The 17,301-nt window shown below is 41.1% G+C and carries 18 protein-coding genes; 15 read left to right on the top strand and 3 right to left on the bottom strand.

Features of this window, described 5'->3' with window-relative positions; genetic code table 11:
• Positions 1-26 precede the first annotated feature (26 nt).
• The gene (fusA, locus tag DBX26_RS11330) at positions 27-2,117 is read left to right on the top strand and encodes an elongation factor G (protein ID WP_014232859.1); all 2,091 of its coding nucleotides are present in this window, start codon (positions 27-29) and stop codon (positions 2,115-2,117) included.
• 90 nt (positions 2,118-2,207) lie between these two features.
• On the opposite strand, the gene DBX26_RS11325 is transcribed toward fusA, so the two are convergent.
• Positions 2,208-3,134 carry a LysR substrate-binding domain-containing protein gene (locus DBX26_RS11325; protein ID WP_118119194.1) on the bottom strand — a complete coding sequence of 309 codons (927 nt, stop codon included), beginning with the start codon at positions 3,132-3,134 and terminating at the stop codon, positions 2,208-2,210.
• A 97-nt stretch (positions 3,135-3,231) separates the two neighbouring features.
• On the opposite strand from DBX26_RS11325, the gene DBX26_RS11320 reads away from it, so the two are divergent.
• Positions 3,232-3,441, top strand: coding sequence for a DUF1127 domain-containing protein (locus DBX26_RS11320; protein ID WP_014232857.1), 210 nt, complete (start codon positions 3,232-3,234; stop codon positions 3,439-3,441).
• A 55-nt stretch (positions 3,442-3,496) separates the two neighbouring features.
• Here the strand turns inward: DBX26_RS11320 and DBX26_RS11315 are convergent, their stop codons facing one another.
• The gene (locus DBX26_RS11315; RefSeq protein ID WP_162889726.1) at positions 3,497-5,191 is read right to left on the bottom strand and encodes an AMP-binding protein; all 1,695 of its coding nucleotides are present in this window, start codon (positions 5,189-5,191) and stop codon (positions 3,497-3,499) included.
• A 148-nt stretch (positions 5,192-5,339) separates the two neighbouring features.
• Complete coding sequence (locus tag DBX26_RS11310) at positions 5,340-6,068, bottom strand: AraC family transcriptional regulator (protein WP_118119190.1); 729 nt, start codon at positions 6,066-6,068, stop codon at positions 5,340-5,342.
• Positions 6,069-6,470: 402 nt separating this feature from the next.
• Between DBX26_RS11310 and DBX26_RS11305 the strand changes: the two genes are divergently transcribed.
• The 13 genes from DBX26_RS11305 (at position 6,471) to DBX26_RS11245 (ending at position 17,299) form a co-directional block, all read left to right on the top strand.
• The gene (locus DBX26_RS11305) at positions 6,471-6,650 is read left to right on the top strand and encodes a Flp family type IVb pilin (RefSeq protein WP_014232854.1); all 180 of its coding nucleotides are present in this window, start codon (positions 6,471-6,473) and stop codon (positions 6,648-6,650) included.
• A 160-nt stretch (positions 6,651-6,810) separates the two neighbouring features.
• Positions 6,811-6,990, top strand: a complete 180-nt coding sequence (locus tag DBX26_RS11300) for a Flp family type IVb pilin (protein ID WP_014232853.1) — start codon at positions 6,811-6,813, stop codon at positions 6,988-6,990.
• Between the two features lie 20 nt (positions 6,991-7,010).
• On the top strand, positions 7,011-7,493 hold the full coding sequence (locus DBX26_RS11295) for a prepilin peptidase (protein ID WP_014232852.1): 483 nt from the start codon (positions 7,011-7,013) through the stop codon (positions 7,491-7,493).
• Positions 7,494-7,568: 75 nt separating this feature from the next.
• The gene (locus DBX26_RS11290) at positions 7,569-8,876 is read left to right on the top strand and encodes an ATPase AAA (RefSeq protein ID WP_014232851.1); all 1,308 of its coding nucleotides are present in this window, start codon (positions 7,569-7,571) and stop codon (positions 8,874-8,876) included.
• A gap of 15 nt (positions 8,877-8,891) precedes the next feature.
• On the top strand, positions 8,892-9,629 hold the full coding sequence (gene cpaB / locus DBX26_RS11285) for a Flp pilus assembly protein CpaB (RefSeq protein WP_118119189.1): 738 nt from the start codon (positions 8,892-8,894) through the stop codon (positions 9,627-9,629).
• Positions 9,630-9,641: 12 nt separating this feature from the next.
• Complete coding sequence (locus tag DBX26_RS11280; RefSeq protein ID WP_014232849.1) at positions 9,642-11,108, top strand: type II and III secretion system protein family protein; 1,467 nt, start codon at positions 9,642-9,644, stop codon at positions 11,106-11,108.
• An 11-nt stretch (positions 11,109-11,119) separates the two neighbouring features.
• The gene (locus tag DBX26_RS11275) at positions 11,120-11,341 is read left to right on the top strand and encodes a hypothetical protein (RefSeq protein WP_014232848.1); all 222 of its coding nucleotides are present in this window, start codon (positions 11,120-11,122) and stop codon (positions 11,339-11,341) included.
• A gap of 36 nt (positions 11,342-11,377) precedes the next feature.
• Entirely contained in the window at positions 11,378-12,652 is a 1,275-nt protein-coding gene (locus tag DBX26_RS11270) for a pilus assembly protein TadG-related protein (protein ID WP_014232847.1), read from the top strand.
• Between the two features lies 1 nt (position 12,653).
• Positions 12,654-13,124, top strand: coding sequence for a TadE/TadG family type IV pilus assembly protein (locus DBX26_RS11265; RefSeq protein ID WP_014232846.1), 471 nt, complete (start codon positions 12,654-12,656; stop codon positions 13,122-13,124).
• Complete coding sequence (locus tag DBX26_RS11260) at positions 13,121-13,636, top strand: TadE/TadG family type IV pilus assembly protein (protein ID WP_014232845.1); 516 nt, start codon at positions 13,121-13,123, stop codon at positions 13,634-13,636. The genes DBX26_RS11265 and DBX26_RS11260 overlap by 4 nt, the downstream gene beginning before the upstream one ends.
• Before the next feature lie 10 nt (positions 13,637-13,646).
• Positions 13,647-14,870 carry an AAA family ATPase gene (locus DBX26_RS11255; RefSeq protein ID WP_041170264.1) on the top strand — a complete coding sequence of 408 codons (1,224 nt, stop codon included), beginning with the start codon at positions 13,647-13,649 and terminating at the stop codon, positions 14,868-14,870.
• 12 nt (positions 14,871-14,882) lie between these two features.
• Positions 14,883-16,322: a CpaF family protein gene (locus DBX26_RS11250; RefSeq protein ID WP_014232843.1), complete on the top strand. Its 1,440-nt coding sequence runs from the start codon at positions 14,883-14,885 to the stop codon at positions 16,320-16,322.
• An 8-nt stretch (positions 16,323-16,330) separates the two neighbouring features.
• Positions 16,331-17,299, top strand: coding sequence for a type II secretion system F family protein (locus DBX26_RS11245; protein WP_014232842.1), 969 nt, complete (start codon positions 16,331-16,333; stop codon positions 17,297-17,299).
• Positions 17,300-17,301: the final 2 nt, after the last annotated feature.

The raw sequence follows: 17,301 nt of genomic DNA, 5'->3' as shown, positions 1-17,301 counted from the left end.
TTATACCTTATTAACAGAGTAAGACAATGACTGATTTATCAAAATACAGAAACATTGGTATTTTTGCTCACGTAGACGCGGGTAAAACTACCTCTACAGAGCGTATCCTAAAGCTAACTGGTAAGATCCATAAGATTGGTGACACTCACGACGGTTCAACTACTACTGACTTCATGGAGCAGGAAGCTGAGCGTGGTATCACTATCCAGTCTGCAGCAACAACTTGTTTCTGGAACGATCACCGTCTAAACATCATCGATACTCCTGGACACGTTGACTTCACAATCGAAGTTTACCGTTCTCTAAAAGTACTTGACGGTGGTATCGGTGTATTCTGTGGTTCTGGTGGTGTTGAGCCTCAGTCAGAAACTAACTGGCGTTACGCTGACGAATCACACGTATCACGTCTGATCTTCGTTAACAAACTAGACCGTATGGGCGCAGACTTCTACAAAGTTGTAGACCAAGTACAAAACGTTCTAGGTGCAACTCCTCTAGTAATGACTCTACCTATCGGTATCGAAGAAGATTTCGTAGGTGTTGTAGACGTACTAAGCCAAAAAGCTTACGTATGGGATGAGTCTGGCCAGCCAGAGAACTACGAAGTTCAAGATATTCCTGCAGACATGGTAGACAAAGCTGCTGAATACCGTGAAATGCTAATCGAAACTGCTCTAGAGCAAGACGAAGATCTAATGATGGCTTACCTAGAAGAAGGCGAAGAGCCATCTCTAGAAGACATCCAACGTTGTATCCGTAAAGGTACACGTGACCTAGCATTCTTCCCAACTTACTGTGGTTCAGCGTACAAGAACAAAGGTATCCAACTTATTCTTGACGCGGTAGTAGATTACCTACCAGCGCCAACAGAAGTAGATCCTCAGCCTCTAACTGATTCAGAGACTGGCGAACCAACTGGTGAAGTTGCAACTGTATCTGCAGATGAGCCACTAAAAGCGCTTGCGTTCAAGATCATGGACGACCGTTTCGGTGCCCTAACATTCATCCGTATCTACTCTGGTAAGATGAAGAAAGGTGACACAATCCTTAACTCTGCAACTGGTAAAACAGAGCGTATCGGCCGTATGGTTGAGATGCACGCAGACGAGCGTAACGAGATCGATTCAGCACAAGCTGGTGACATCATCGCTGTTGTTGGTATGAAGAACGTTCAAACAGGTCACACTCTATGTGATCCTAAGCACGAATGTACTCTAGAGCCAATGATCTTCCCAGATCCAGTAATCTCTATCGCTGTTAAGCCTAAAGATAAAGGCGGCTCTGAGAAAATGGGTATCGCGATCGGTAAAATGGTTGCAGAAGATCCATCTTTCCAAGTTGAGACAGATGAAGAATCAGGCGAAACTATCCTACGTGGTATGGGTGAACTTCACCTAGATATCAAAGTTGATATCCTAAAACGTACTTACGGCGTTGAGCTAGAAGTAGGTGCTCCTCAGGTTGCTTACCGTGAAACTATCACTCAAGCAATCGAAGACAGCTACACGCACAAGAAGCAGTCTGGTGGTTCTGGTCAGTTCGCGAAAATCGACTACCGTATCAAACCAGGTGAGCCAAACTCAGGCTTCGCGTTCAAATCAACAGTTGTTGGTGGTAACGTACCTAAAGAATTCTGGCCTGCAGTTGAGAAAGGCTTCGCTGGCATGATGCAAACTGGTGTTCTAGCTGGCTTCCCAACTCTAGACGTAGAAGTTGAACTATTCGACGGTGGTTTCCACGCAGTTGACTCTTCAGCTATCGCTTACGAAATCGCTGCTAAAGGCGCATTCCGTCAGTCTATGCCTAAAGCTGGCGCGCAACTTCTTGAACCAATCATGAAAGTTGACGTGTTCACTCCAGAAGATCACGTTGGTGACGTAATCGGTGACCTTAACCGTCGTCGTGGTATGATCAAAGACCAACAAGCTGGTACTACTGGCGTACGTATCAAGGGTGATGTACCTCTATCAGAAATGTTCGGTTACATCGGTACTCTACGTACAATGACTTCTGGTCGTGGTCAGTTCTCTATGGAGTTCTCACACTACGCACCATGTCCAAACAACGTTGCAGAGCAAGTAATCTCTGACGTTAAAGAGCGTAACGCTAAGAAGTAATTCTTAAGTTAACTCTATGACTTTAAAGCCCCGCCCAGTGCGGGGCTTTTTATTAATCTCGAAACAGAATTTTTTTGCTCTTAGAATACTTCAGTCTGTTAGTGCGATAGTTTTAAAGTCTCGATTAACCGATTTTTCAAAACTGTCTATCTCTTCTTTTAACCACTTTGCAAACTGCTGTGCTTTAGGCCGTTGCAGGTATCCCTTTGGGCCACATAAGTAGTAAGCGAATTTAGGTTTGATGGCGATGTCGCCAATCCGTACCAACTTACCCGTTCGAAAATATTGATAGGCCAAACTGTGTTTCACGAGCGCCACCCCTTGTAATGATAAGGCGGCCTCTAGTACGAGATGGGAACCGCTGTATTTTAGCGCTGGTTTGGCAGCATGTTGTCCTAGTCTTTCTAACCACATATTCCAGTCGAGATCAGGCCAAAGATCTTCGATAAGCTCCGCTTTGCTCAAATCTTCGATGTTATAAATGCTGTGCTCTTTTTGATAAACCGGATGACAGGCAGGATAGAAAGCTTCATCCATTAACCATTGCGATTCTAAATTAGGGTAGTTTCCTGAACCGTAACGAACGCATAAATCTATTTGACTGTCTTGAAAAGAAACCAGTTCATTCGTTGGCTCCAGCAAAAGTGATAGTTCAGGATGACGTTGTCTAAAGGCCGTTATTTTAGGAACTAGCCAATGGTGTGCAAACGAGGGAAGTGTTGAGATAGAAAGTTGGTTTGGGTTGGGATCTTGGTTAATTAGACGAACACCTTGTTGTATGTGATTAAATCCTAGTTCTGCTTGAGCAAATAGCAACTCTCCCTGAGGTGTTAGCAGTATCTTCCTGTGTTGGCGAACAAACAGGTCAGTACCCAAAAACTCTTCCAACTGCCGGATTTGTTGGCTAACTGCTGCAGGTGTAACAAACAAGTTTTTGGCAGCGGTCTTAAAGCTGCCCTCTTTCGCTGCGATGAAGAAATAGTATAAGCCTTGTAGAGGTGGCATCCGATCTTTCACATTAGTTTTCCTTAACTCAATGGCAGGTTCTATCGTTTGAGATTATTAAGGTAGTCGTTGATTATTAACTGGTCAATAGAATAAAAGGGTGAAAGAGATGGAAAACATCACGAACAGCTGTGAACGAGCTTTGCTAACGACACAACAAAATTGGATTCAGTTAATTTTTTCTAAACTCTACTTATGGAAAAGAAATCATAGGACTCGTCGTCATCTAAGAGAGTTACCTGAACATCTTTGGAATGATATTGGTTTGGAAAAGCATGAGGTGTTAAAAGAAAGCCATAAACCATTTTGGAGGCCGTAGTTTGAAGCAAGGTTGAGTGGCACTCCTCAACGGCTATTGAGGAGTGCTGGCTTAATTATAAGTCTTCTTCCCAGAGTACTAATTGGCCTTTCGGCCAGTTATGGCCAAGTTCGTGGTACTTTTGTTCAAGTACATGGCGCTTTATTTTCAGAGTTGGGGTAAGAACGCCATTTTCGATATTCCATGGCTCTTTTATCATCAACACGCCTTTTATTTGCTCGTGAGATGCCAGCTCTTTATTCATTCGCTCAATGACTTTACGAGTGGAACGTTCATAACGCTCTTTGTCGAAGTGAGGGAAATCATGAGGCACGACCAACAATATTGGGCCTGGTAAGCCAAGACCAATCAGACACATCATTTCTATGCGACTGTATTCGAACAATTTCTTTTCTATCGGTACGGGAGAAACGAACTTCCCTTTCGCGGTTTTAAACGTGTCTTTTTTGCGGCCTTGAATCGTAAGATAACCATCAGCATCTATCGCTCCGATGTCACCAGTGTGCAGCCAGCCTTCTGAATCGAAAGATTCTTGAGTCGCGATATCATTTTTATAGTAGCCAGAGAATAATCCTTTACCTCGAACCATGATTTCACTGTCATCAGCAATTTTCAGTTCTATACCAGGCCCCGCATTGCCGACAGTACCAATTTTATCGGCTCTAAAAGGATAATTAATCGTGCTGTAAGCAAAGGACTCCGTCATCCCCCAAGCTTCGGTAATATTAAGCCCAACGCTGTGGTACCACTCTAACAAAGCTGGTGATACGGGAGCAGAGCCACACCCCAATACTCTGGCTTGGTCTAAACCTAACCCAACGGCAAGTTTCTTCTTAATCAGCGAATTCACAAAGGGTATCTTGAGAAGAATGTTCAAAGACTTTTGCGGTAACTTATCCTGAATTCGCTGCTGGAATAATGTCCATAACCTTGGCACTGATATGAACAAGGTTGGTCTATGCATTTTTACATCTTCAATAAAGGTGTCGAGTGACTCTGGAAATGCTGTGGGTACGCCACCCATAATCGAAGAACCAAATATATACACTCGTTCAGTAATGTGTGCGAGTGGTAGATAGGAGAACAATCGGTCGTTTGGTTGTATGCCAATATGATTGATCAGCTGTTGCACAGACCAGCTGAATGCGCCGTAGGTCAACATTGCCCCTTTTGGTAAGCCTGAAGTACCGGATGTATAAACCAGTGACATGAGCTTATCGTCGTAATGTTGTGGACGTTCTACACTTGGCACTTCATTTGCTATAAGCTCTGCATATTGATGCTGGCACATCGGTGCAGTGTTATATGGCAGTGCGATACTGATCAGATCGCCCATTTCATTAATTACTTGCTGAGTTGCCTTTGAGTCGTCCAACTTACCGCCGATAAGCACCTTACTTTCACTGTGCGTGAGGCAGTACTCGATGGTGTCTGCTCCAGCCGTTGGGAAGATGGGCACACTAACGTAATCACCCAGCATCATAGCTAGATCGCAGATAAACCACTCTGCGCAATTTTTTGAGATTAACGCTACCTTATCACCTGGATTAACACCAAGGTTGCGTAATGCGCTCACCAGCTTGAGAGCTTGGTCTGCGACTTCAGCGTAAGTGAATTCAACGAATTCTCGATTAATGATTTGCTTTAAGTAAACCTCATTTGGACGCTCTTCTGCCCATTTTAGAATCATTTCATTTGGCGGAGGGAGAGCGCAACCAGCAGAGGAGTTGGCTACATTCGGCTGTTGCATCATAAGTGACTCCATGTCTTCTCGTTTTTATATTTGTTAACATAATGTTAACTTTAGCATGTGAGTTACTGTACGGGAATGTATTTTGATGAAATATGCGGCCAAGGCAGTGCTATATCTTTTGCAAAACCTACCTAAAAAATGAGTTCTAAAACTGTTGTCGGTAGCTTGCTGGTGAGAAGCCAGTCTTTTTCTTAAAAATCCGAGAGAAATAAGAAACATCGTGGTAGCCACATTGGTAAGCGATGTACGCAATTTTCATTGAATTGTCTTCGGTGAGCATCTTCTTCGCTAATGCAATACGCTTCGCGGTAACATAATCACGAAAGCACATCCCAACCTTACGGCGAAACACTTTCGAAAAGTAGGTGGTAGAGTAGTGGCAGAGAGCAGCTGCATCTTCTTCTCGCAACTCTCGATGTATATTATTGGAGATATAATCAACGACCTCAGAAAAGTTGGCTTTACCATTCTTCGAGCATGATTTATTTGGTAACGCAAGAGAGCTTTCAAAGCTATGATTAAAAAAGTATTTTAGCTTTATCTGAGATAACCAATGTGACAGATAGTTATCGTCCAATGCGTAGTATTCCGCGGTTATATGTTGAGGTGGTAGTTTGTTAGCTTCGATACCTTTCGTGTATACAACAATGAGTTTTTTATCTAGATTTTCACACAGCGTTACAACGCTTTGTAACAAGTCAAATGGACGATCTGTTACGTAATAAAAAAAGTAATTGAATTCTTTATCGCTGATTACTGATATGTCATTGCTGTGGTCGAGTAATTCGAAGTACTGTGCAAATACCCATCGAAATTGCTCTGGCAGGGATGGTAAGGCCCCTCCAATCCAACACGCTTTAACAAGCCTTTCCATATAAAGTCCATTTAATTCATACTTATACAAGAATTTAACGTGGATCAACCCATCTGAATCTCAATCCTTGAGTGTTTAGATTAACCCTTTCGTTTATTAATTTCTGGTTCAAATCATATTTTAGTTTTATCAATTAACTGATTATGGTGGGGATTTTAACGATTAAGTGTGATGTCTATCCCATATTTCATAGCCACCAATCTCATAGTTAATACAGCATACTGATAAATACATTGATAGCAAAAAAGTACCAATGAATGGCAAAAATATCCTAACGTTCTAACACTTTTCTAACCTAAATTGATTTCGAAACCCCTACTTAAGTAGGGACGTTTCATGAGGGGTTAAACACTAAAATCAATATTAAAGATCTCTAAAACGGATCTTTAGGGGGCATTTAAAATGGATAAATTTACACAAGTACTTAAAGACTTTTGGAATGATGAAGAAGGCTTGACACTTCTTGAATATATTCTTGGTGCGGCACTGATTGTGGCGGCAATGCTAAGCTTGGGGTTCTGGTCAGCTTTAGCAACAACGTTCGGCACGATAGAGGGCAAGATCTCTGGTAAAGTTAGCTAAAACATTCCGTTTATTGATTCTGGTTTTGGTGTCTCTTATTCGGGGGCACCAAGTTACCAGATGAACAGTTGACCCGATGATTGTGGCGATGAGTGAAATTGCAACGGTAACGGTATAGTCAGTCACAGCAGTTTTGTTTTTTAGGGGGCAGGATTTTTAAATGAGCAATCTAGTAGATTTTCTCAAAGATTTTTGGGAAGACGAAGAAGGCCTTACGCTTCTGGAGTACATTTTGGGTGCAGCTTTGATTGTTACAGCGTTCTTGAGTTTGGGCTTCTGGACAGGTGTAAAAACCTCGTTTGGTTTAGTCTCCGGTAAAATAGCAGACGAAGCGAGTTAACCTTGCTTAAAGACTATTATATGAATTTACTTATCTGGGTTTTGTTATTCATCATTGGTGTGTCTGATGTCCAGAGGAATCGTATACCAAATAATCTTGTAATAATTCTATTATTGATAGTTGTTATAGATCTGTTTCAGACTCCTGGTTTGTTATGGACTTTGCATATTAAAGGTATGCTAATAACTTTGGGTGTGGGATTTGGCTTGTATGTTGTTAAAGCGATGGCTGGTGGAGATGTGAAGCTCCTAACGGTGGTAGGCTTGTGGTTGGGCGCAGAAGTAATGTGGCAGGTGACCGCGTATGTAGTTGTGGCTGGTGGTATTATTGGGGCGTTTTATCTCATGCTACATATGGCATCTTCAGGGCAATCTTTTAAAGAGCACGTTAAAGTTTATGCAGTTCAACGGGTAACTCGAGGGTGGAGCACCCAGTATCCTCTGGTTATTCCTTTTGCTCCAGCGATTGTAATTGGAATGGCTTATTATTTTTATATTTTTTAGTAAATCATCTTAGATGACATAAACAAGGACATCAACTTACATCTGTCAAGTGCCAATATTAGGAGGGTACCGTCTATGACTATGGTCTCTAAGGGCACTTTAGTGCCACAAATTGATCCACCACCTATACCTTCTTCTGAAGAACACCTAGATATTCCGGCTGCAGTCGTTGAGCATTTATTACTTAAGCATTTAATGGCATTTCCTAAATCTGATTTGATAGAGCTGTCTAATAGAATGTGTGTGGTTTCTTCCATTATCGAGTCGTCACTAGCCCATCTTCGGGGGCGTAGCTGGGTTGAAGTGTATCAGCCATTAAACGCGACAAGCTCTTACTCCAATATTCGTTATGGATTAACAGATCTTGGTTTGGCGGAAGCAGAACTTGCCTTTCGTAAAGAGGCTTATATCGGGCCTGTACCTGTGTCACTAGAACAATATTGGGATATTGTACGTAGACAGCATCTACGTAATCAACCTATAGCAAGAGCTGATGTAGAGAGGGCTCTTGATGATGTTTATGGTGCTGAACGCCTTATTCCAGTTTTGGGGCCTGCGATTAATTCAGGGCGAGCTCTATTACTTTACGGACATGCCGGTACCGGTAAGAGTTACGTTGCGGCTAGAGTATTAAACGCATTAAATACTTCGGTGTTCATTCCTCATGCTGTTTTTGCTGATGGAAATATTATTAAGGTGTTTTCACCGCACCACCATAAAAAACTCGACAACTCGGATACCAAGTCGTTTGTTAAGCTGAGTGATCATTATGATAAACGCTGGGTACTATGCGAAAGACCCAACATTCAAGTTGGTGGCGAGTTGACCATGGATATGCTCGAAGTCAATCATACTGAGCACAATCGAGTTTGGATAGCACCACTACAAATGATGGCCAACAACGGAATCTTAGTTATCGATGACTTAGGTCGTCAATCTATGCCAGTTGCAACTGTACTTAATCGCTGGATTGTGCCGATGGAGTATTTTGTAGATCACCTTGGTTTACCTAATGGGCAACAAATATCGGTCCCGTTCCTGCTTACTCTTGCATTTTCATCCAACCTTCCGCCGAGTTCTATCGCGGATCCGGCATTTTTAAGACGACTTGGCTACAAGATTGAATTTAATCCTCTAGAGTTAGAAGAGTACTGTCAGTTGTGGATGGATTTGTCAGAAGCTTATCAACTGGTTTTAGAAGACGGTTTTTTTGACCGATTAAAGCAGCTTCATGATGATACGGGTACTGGGTATTTCCCATGTCTACCAAAAGATATTTTAGGGATTAGTAGAGATATTTTGAAGTTTGAGGAAATAGGGGAGCTTGTGTCAACAAAGATTCTGACGCGTGCTTGGGGGCTCTATTTCACTGTTGATGAATAAAAGTGAGGGGATGTCATGAGCAGGACACAAATTGTCATGCTGCTATTGTTATCAATCGCGTTCGGTTTGGGGGCCGTGATGATTGCAAAGCAGTGGTTAGATAGTCAGACGCAACCTACCGTGAAGCTTGAAGAAGTTGAGCGACACCCGGTGCTCGTTGCTGCTATGGAAATAGAACCTGGCGTTATTATTGAAGAGAAACACCTTACAACTAAATTGATGGAAGTTGATTGGATAGAGGAAACAACACTAACAGATGTATCTCAAGCAGTGGGCAAAGTGGCTGCAAACTCCATATATGAGGGGGAGTTAGTCAACCCAAATAGAATTGCAGTATTGGGTGAAGGGGTGACATTAGCTGCTATGATACCTGAGGATAAACGAGCTTTAACTATTCGTGTAAACGATGTTATAGGTGTTGCTGGTTTTCTATTACCAGGAAACAAAGTTGATATTCTGAACACAAAGGGCGGCGGAACTAGCACCGTTTTGAAGAATATTAAAGTGTTGGCCGTGGATCAGACTGCTAGAACCAAGGATAACAAACCAGTAATTGTTCGCGCGGTTACCCTAGAAGTGTCACCAAAAGAAGCGGAAAAGCTGTTAACTGAAAATAGTAAAGGCCGAATCCAATTGGCGCTAAGAAACCCACTCACTGTAGATAAAGCACCGCCGAAGAGAACTTATACGCCACGACCAAGTGTAACTGTTATTAAAGGTTCTCAAACTTCCAATGTTCGCGTGAGTAATTAGGTGAATTGAATTATGAAAAGAACAATATTAATTTTAAGCCACTTATTCATGTTACTAGTAAGTGTAACAGTTCATGCGGCTGCGCAGTCCGGGCGAGTGGTAAGCGTACCTCACCACCAGTCAACTCAATTAATGATTTCGGGAAATGCTAAAAAAGTAACCTTAGGTGATCCTAGCATACTGGATATATTGGTACTCAAATCGAACGAGCTTTACTTAATTGGCAAAAAGTTGGGTACTACCAATGTATCGGTTTGGGATCGTAGTGGGCGAATTATTGAATCGTTTAATGTGGAAGTAACGCACGATCTCAATACGTTAAAGTCTAAGCTTTATCAGTTTTTGCCTGATGAGAATATTGAAGTACATAGCACTCAGGACAAAATTGTATTGAGGGGTTTGGTTAGCAATCAGCAAAACATGGATGTGGCTCTAAAGGTGGCTGAAACATTTGCCTCAGGTAAATCAGCAGATCAAAGTGAAGATAAAGAAAATAAAAGCTCAGTCATTAACTTGCTGTCTATTGGGGGCGCACAACAGGTGACGCTTGAGGTTACTGTTGCGGAAGTTCAAAGAACGTTAGTTCGCACCTTTGATTCCAACTTTCACTTTTTTCAAAAAAGCGGGGATATAACGTGGGGAGCTACGACAATAGGAAGCGCGATTGATGATATTGGGCCGATTTTGAGTGGTAACGCAGGTGTCAACGAGTTTGGTTTTTTAGGCTCTTTTCTCGACAGCAATACACTATTTACGTTTGCTCTTGATATAGCCAAACAAAATGGCGTAGCGAAGGTACTGGCTGAACCTAGCTTGACAGCATTGAGTGGCACTAAAGCCGAGTTTGTTGCCGGTGGTGAGTTCCCTATTCCCGTTCCTAACGACGATGGCATCACGATCGATTACAAAGAATATGGCGTAACACTGGACTTTATACCCTATATTCTTAGTGATAAAAAAATAAATTTAAAACTAAATGTCAGTGTGAGTGAGTTGGCGACTTCTGGTGTAGTGACCTATAGCGTTGGTGATACAAACGCTGCTTATTATATACCGCCTTTAACTACACGTAGTGCGGGAAGTACTTTAGAACTGGCTGATGGTCAAACAATGGGCATAGCTGGATTACTCAGTGAAAATGCTCGAAATGTAGATGAAGGTTTACCAGGCGTCGCTGATTTACCAATACTAGGACGTCTTTTCAAAAGTGAACAATTCACTTCAGGAGAGACGGAGTTGGTTATATTAGTTACCCCTCGGTTAGCAAAACCAGTTGATAGACGTAGGATTACATTGCCAACTGATGGGTTCGTCAGTCCAAATGATGTTGAGTTTTACCTACTTGGTAAAGGAGCGCATTTAGACTTCGATAAGTATCAACTTGACAGTAATGATAATACAGTGGAGCAAAACCATACTGATTATCAATTTAGCACTGGGGAAGGTGGTACTGATGGACAGTTTGGCCACAGTTTATAAGGGAGAACAAAATGAAAAAATTATTTAAATTAACTGCTTGTTTTGTATCCCTTTCCTTAGCAGGGTGTGCCAATGATCCTAATTTAGGTGTAGCTTTGAGCCAATTACAAGCAGAACAGACACTCAATTCAGATGCGTGGTACGAAAACATAGACTATCTACCAGACGGTAGTGGTGAGCGTACACAAAGAAGCTTAAAAGTGTACAACAGTAATAGTTCAGCCAAAAAGTAAGCGATCTATGAGTCGCTAATTGGCTAGGAGGTTGCTATGAGGTATACAAAACCAATAGCTACAAGACGATCTCAGCGTGGGATCACTCTAGTGTTAATTAGCCTAATAATGCTGATATTAATAGGCATGGGCGCATTTGCTATGGACTTAAATCACCAAGTTCTTAATAAAGCACGCTTGCAAAATGCGGTGGATTCGGCAGCTCTGGCGGCGGCTGTTGTTGCAGATAATACAAGTGACGTTGACCTCTCTGAAGCTGCCGCAATCAGTGCCTTAAATAGTTTTGCAGCAGCCTCCGGTAATCAAGAGCTTGTCTATACTGCAGAAGATATATCTGTAACCTTCTCCAACGACAAGCAATCCTTTGTTGATGCTGACAGTTTTTCCTTTAGTAGTGGAGATGACGATATTTATGTTCGTGTAGCAGTGAGTGACGTTTCTTTAACTCAATATCTAAGCTATGTATTTGGAGTGGGGAAAAATGTGTCAGCCAGTGCTGTTGCCGGACCTAGTTCTGCAATTCAGTACTCATGCAACATAACGCCTATGGCAGTGTGCGGTGACGCTACTGCAACTGATGAACAAGTATGGGGCTATAATCCTAGTGGCTATGACCCAGAAATATCAAAGGATCCTTCTACAATTAATGCACTTAAAGTAGGAGACCAAAGTAGTACTGATATGGGGCCGGGGAACTTCCAATTATTAGACTTTGGACAAGATACTACGGGAGGAGGTGCAGCTTTAGTAAAAGACGCTCTTACCGGAAATTATAATGCTTGTGCAACTATCGGAACAACAGTACAAACCAAGCCAGGTGGTAGTGTTGGTGCAGTAGCACAAGGCCTTAATCCTCGATTAAATGTTTACAAAGGCTCGATAAAAAATGATGGGACTGTACTCCCTGATATTTATGTTAAACAAGCCGATATCAGTAAAGATGCTGTAACTGGTGATATTACAGGTAGTGACTTCTATTACAAGGACTATAACGACTGTAAAACAGGTGGCTGCGGAGTTGCTTCAGATTACCCGAGTAATGGTACGGCAGAAAGAAGGATTTTAAGAGTCCCAATCGTTGACTGTACGGATTCTGGGTCGGGTAAAACCGACTTTGATGTCCTAGGGTTTGGTTGCTTTTTCTTGATGAAAGAAGTTGCCGGAGATAGTGGTACAGGCTCAGACGACAATGTGTATGGGCAATTCTTATATGATTGTCCAATAAACAACGGCTCTACCAGTGTGGAGCCTTCCGATTCAGGTTTTTATCGTATCCAGTTGTATAAAGATCCTCTAAGCGGAGTATCTTGATATGAGTAATGTACACAAATCTTTAGTTGGAGCTGGTAAATACAGCCAAACAGGCCTAGCGGCACTGGAATTTATTATTTGTCTGCCAGTGTTGCTTATGCTCGCGGTATTACTAATCGATGTCAGTCGGGCATTTATTCAGTACACTGAAATTAATAAAGCATTGCAAAATGGGGTTAGATACGCAGTAGTCGATACGTACGGGACGCTAGATTTTGGAAGTATCGCAGATGAGGCTCAAATTAAAAATATGGTGGTATATGGCAAGCCAATTACAACTGATGCTGATACGAAAGTTGTTAGTTATCTTAACACGGCAGATGTGATTGTTACTCCACCAACTGCTTCTTCGAAAGAAGTAATGATTTCTGCCAGCTATACATACGTGCCAATTTTTAGCAGTCTTCCTTTTACTGACAGTTCGCTTGCTTTTGAAATTGGTGCATCAAGTAAAATGAGGACTTCTCCATGAGTAGATGGTTGCTTCGTCAGAAAGGGGTTACTCAGGTTGAATTTACACTAATTGCATTAGCGGTATTATTAGTTATTTTCTCTATTATCGAGTTCGCACTTTATTTTTACTCTATTCAAATGGCAAATGAAGTCACGCGCAGGGCGGCTCGTTTAGCAACGGTTTGTTATATAGCTGATAGGGACGATATTAAGGAACTTTCTTCTGTTGAAGGTTTGTACCCTCCTGGTTTCAGCAAGGACAACTTGAAGATTAGTTATCTCAACGCGAATGGTAACGAAGTTAACGTGGACGCTTTTTTTTCTTCCTCTACTGACCCAGATGTCCTTAATTCAATTTTTGTGACGATTCGCTATGTGAAAGCCGAAGCTGATTACACCTTTAAATTTTTGGTTTTGTCTTTATTAATTGATGCCGTCGGTGCAACCCCTGACTTTAAGACCATTTTACCTGCCGAGAGCTTAGGGGTTTTAAGGCCGGAGTCAGGACTTGATGTTCATGAAGATTGTTAAGGGAATAGTCATGTTGAAACCAGTAGAAATGAATAAAGAAATTAAAACAAGCAGCATCCACTCCCTAAAAACGAATATTAATATTTGGGTGATTTATGCAACCGCTGAGTTTAAAAGTACGTTGGAAGCTGAGCTATCTAAGTGCGTCAACGTCAATATTGAATGGATAGATTTAAGTAAAATAGCGGTAACCGCCTTAGGCGATATAAGAATACCTGATGTCATTTATATTGAAGCGGGAAGCAGTTGGGCGCAGAAGATCTCCCATATTTACTCCAATGAAGGTAACTTACAGCGAAACCAGACTGCATTGGTAGTATTTGGTGATGAGCATGATACCACTTCACTTAAGTTAGCACTAAAATTAGGGGCTTCGGACTACTTACATCGTGAAGTCGGTTTCTATGAACTGCTGCCGCTGTTGGAGGATATCGCAAACGAAAAAGCTTCAAGCAGTGAGATTGGTGAATTATCTTTGTTTATTAATACCAAAGGTGGATCAGGTGCAACAACTGTGGCAATGAATACTGCCATTGCGTTATCTGAATATTCAAAAGGGAAAGTACTACTTATTGATCTGGGTATGCAATTTAGTGATGCGGCGGATTATCTTAATAGTAAGCCTAAATATAGTATTAATGACGTCATTGATACGATGAATGATCTTGATGACTTATCATTAGACGGCTTGGTATACAAGCACTCTTCTGGTGTTAACTATTTATGTTTTAGTGCTGATAGCATTAAAGATAATTATGATCGCGCGACAAAAGTCAGTGCTTTGGTTCCTTTATTACGTCAATACTATAAGCATATTATTGTTGATATGTCCCATGGAGTTGAACATGTTTTCCAACATGTAGTTGCTCCTGCTTCTTATGTTTATCTGGTTATGCAGCAAAATGTTACGTCAATTAAACATGCTGCGAATTATTTAAAGTCTCTTCAACTGGATTATGGCTTAACAAGTGGTCAGGTTAGGTTGATAATTAATCGTTATGAAAAGAAAACATCAATAACGATTAAAGACATCGAACAAGCATTTCCAAATCAAGACATTCTTTTAGTACCAAATAATTATTCTATTGCAATGGAGTGTTCAAACCTTGGTAAGCCCATTGTGCAATCAAAGAAAAATAGTGCAATTAAGTCCTCTCTAATTGATATTTCACATCAGTTAGAAGAACCAGCAGAAACACAGGTTCAAGGTTGGTTGGGTAAATTATTTTCTTAGCAGGGAGTTGCTATGTTTTTTAAAAGGAAAAATGTCGGCAGTAATTTTTCAGAAGCTGAACTGCTGAATACGAAATCAGAAGCTCAAGTAGAGCATGTTTCCAAGACTAAAAATAGTAGTATGGTTCACTCTTCAGCGATTGAAGAAAAAGTCCGTAAGATGGAAGCTGAAAGAAAGCAGTTAGAGCATGACCAAACGATAAAACATTACTATCACAGTAAGTTACTTGACACCTTGGATTTAGGATTACTTTCTCACCTTCAAGAAGATAGAGCCAAAGAAGAACTACGAGAAGCGGTGGTACATTTAATAGCCGAAGATCAGACTCATCCTTTAAGCTCAGAAGCTCGAAATAGGATGATTCGTCAAATTGAAGATGAGATCTTTGGTCTAGGTCCGCTTGAGCCTTTACTGGATGACTCCACAGTTTCGGATATTCTGGTTAATGGCCCTAAAAGTATTTTTGTTGAACGTTTTGGTAAACTTGAAAAAACACCCCACACATTTTTAGATGACCGCCATTTACGCAGTATTATTGATAGAATAGTCAGTCAAGTAGGCCGACGAATTGACGAGTCTTCTCCTATGGTAGATGCCCGACTTAAAGACGGTTCTCGTTTTAATGCAATCATCCCGCCTTTAGCCATTGATGGTGCATCTGTATCTATTCGTCGCTTTGCTGTCGAGCGACTAAATATGGATAACTTACTACACTTAAACTCTCTTTCAGAAGAGATGGCCAAATTTTTAAATGCAGCTGTGGTTGGCGAACTCAACATTCTTATCTCCGGTGGTACGGGTTCAGGTAAAACTACCACTCTTAATATCTTATCTGGCTTTATTCCTTCTGATCAGCGCATTGTAACCATAGAAGATTCAGCAGAGTTACAACTTCAGCAGCCTCATGTGGTTAGACTCGAAACTCGCCCTGCTAATATTGAGGGTAAAGGTGAAATTTCTCAGCGCGAGTTAGTAAAAAACTCTCTACGTATGAGACCAGACCGAATAGTTGTTGGTGAGGTGCGAGGCAGTGAAGCGGTCGATATGCTATCTGCAATGAATACGGGCCATGATGGCTCTCTCGCGACCATACACGCTAATACCCCAAGAGATGCTTTAAGTCGTGTGGAAAATATGTTCTCAATGGCGGGCTGGAACGTATCAACGAAAAACCTTCGCTCTCAAATTGCGTCAGCCATCAACCTGGTCGTGCAGATGGACAGGCAAGAAGACGGTAAGCGTCGTATGGTCAGTATTCAAGAGATTAATGGGATGGAAGGTGAAGTGATCACTATGTCTGAAATTTTTAAGTTTCAAAGACAAGGTGTGGATGAAAATGGCAATGTGGTTGGTGATTACATTGCTACTGGGATTGTACCTGATTGTCATGATCAATTGATTAAACGAGGTCTGGACGTTCCATTTGAGATATTTAATGAGAAGGTTCGTTAGGAGGGATTATGGACGGTCAATTACCACTGTTTTTACTCTTGTTATTCCTATCAGTATTTTTCATCAGCCAAGCGTTGATAATGCCGTCAGCTGGGAAAAAAGTAAAACATAGACATTTAATTCAACGCATTAAAGATAGCCATAAACACATTGATCAAGAGAGTGTTTCGTTATTAAAAGAAAACTCGCTCAAAAATTTATCAGGCATAGAGCGATTTTTAGTTCAGTTTTCTTTATTTGAAGTGTTTAAAAAGAAATTGGAGCTTGCAGGTATTGAAACAACATTTGGAAAATTCTTATTTTTATCCTTTATTTCAGGGGCTATAGTTTTATTGATCCTCGTTTTAATTGGACAACCTTGGTATATAGGGGTTGGTTGTATGATATCAATTTGGGTTGTTGAATATTTTATTGTTCAAAAGCGTATTGCTGATCGACTCATGAAGTTTGAAGAGCAATTGCCTGAAGCATTGGATATTATAAAGCGAGTACTTCAAGCAGGGCAGCCGATCAACCAGGCGTTTGGAGAAGTCGGAACAGAGATGCCAGCACCTATTGGACCTGAATTTAAGAACACCTTTAGTTTATTGAATTATGGTTATGACATGAGATTGGCCATAATGCAAATGAGTGAGCGCGTACCCACTGTTTCGATGATGGCATTTTCTAGTGCAGTTCTATTACAAAAAGAAACAGGGGGTAACTTAATAGAAAATATTGAAAAATTATCTCGTGTACTGAGGGATAGATTCAAATTAGCAAGAAAAATTAAAACCATTTCTGCTGAGTCTAGGATGTCAGCATGGGTTCTTGTACTTGCACCTTTTGCTATGTACATCATTATTGCAATATTAAAACCAGATTATATATCCACTCTACATAATCATCCAACAGGAATAAAAATGATTATAGGAGGAATGATTTCTTTGTTCTTGGGTTCTATATGGATTAGAAAAATAGTCAATTTTGAGGTGTAGTT

This window comes from Vibrio sp. dhg (assembly GCF_003443775.1).
Taxonomy (GTDB): Bacteria; Pseudomonadota; Gammaproteobacteria; order Enterobacterales; family Vibrionaceae; genus Vibrio; species Vibrio natriegens.
This window is presented reverse-complemented; position numbering and strand designations above follow the sequence as displayed.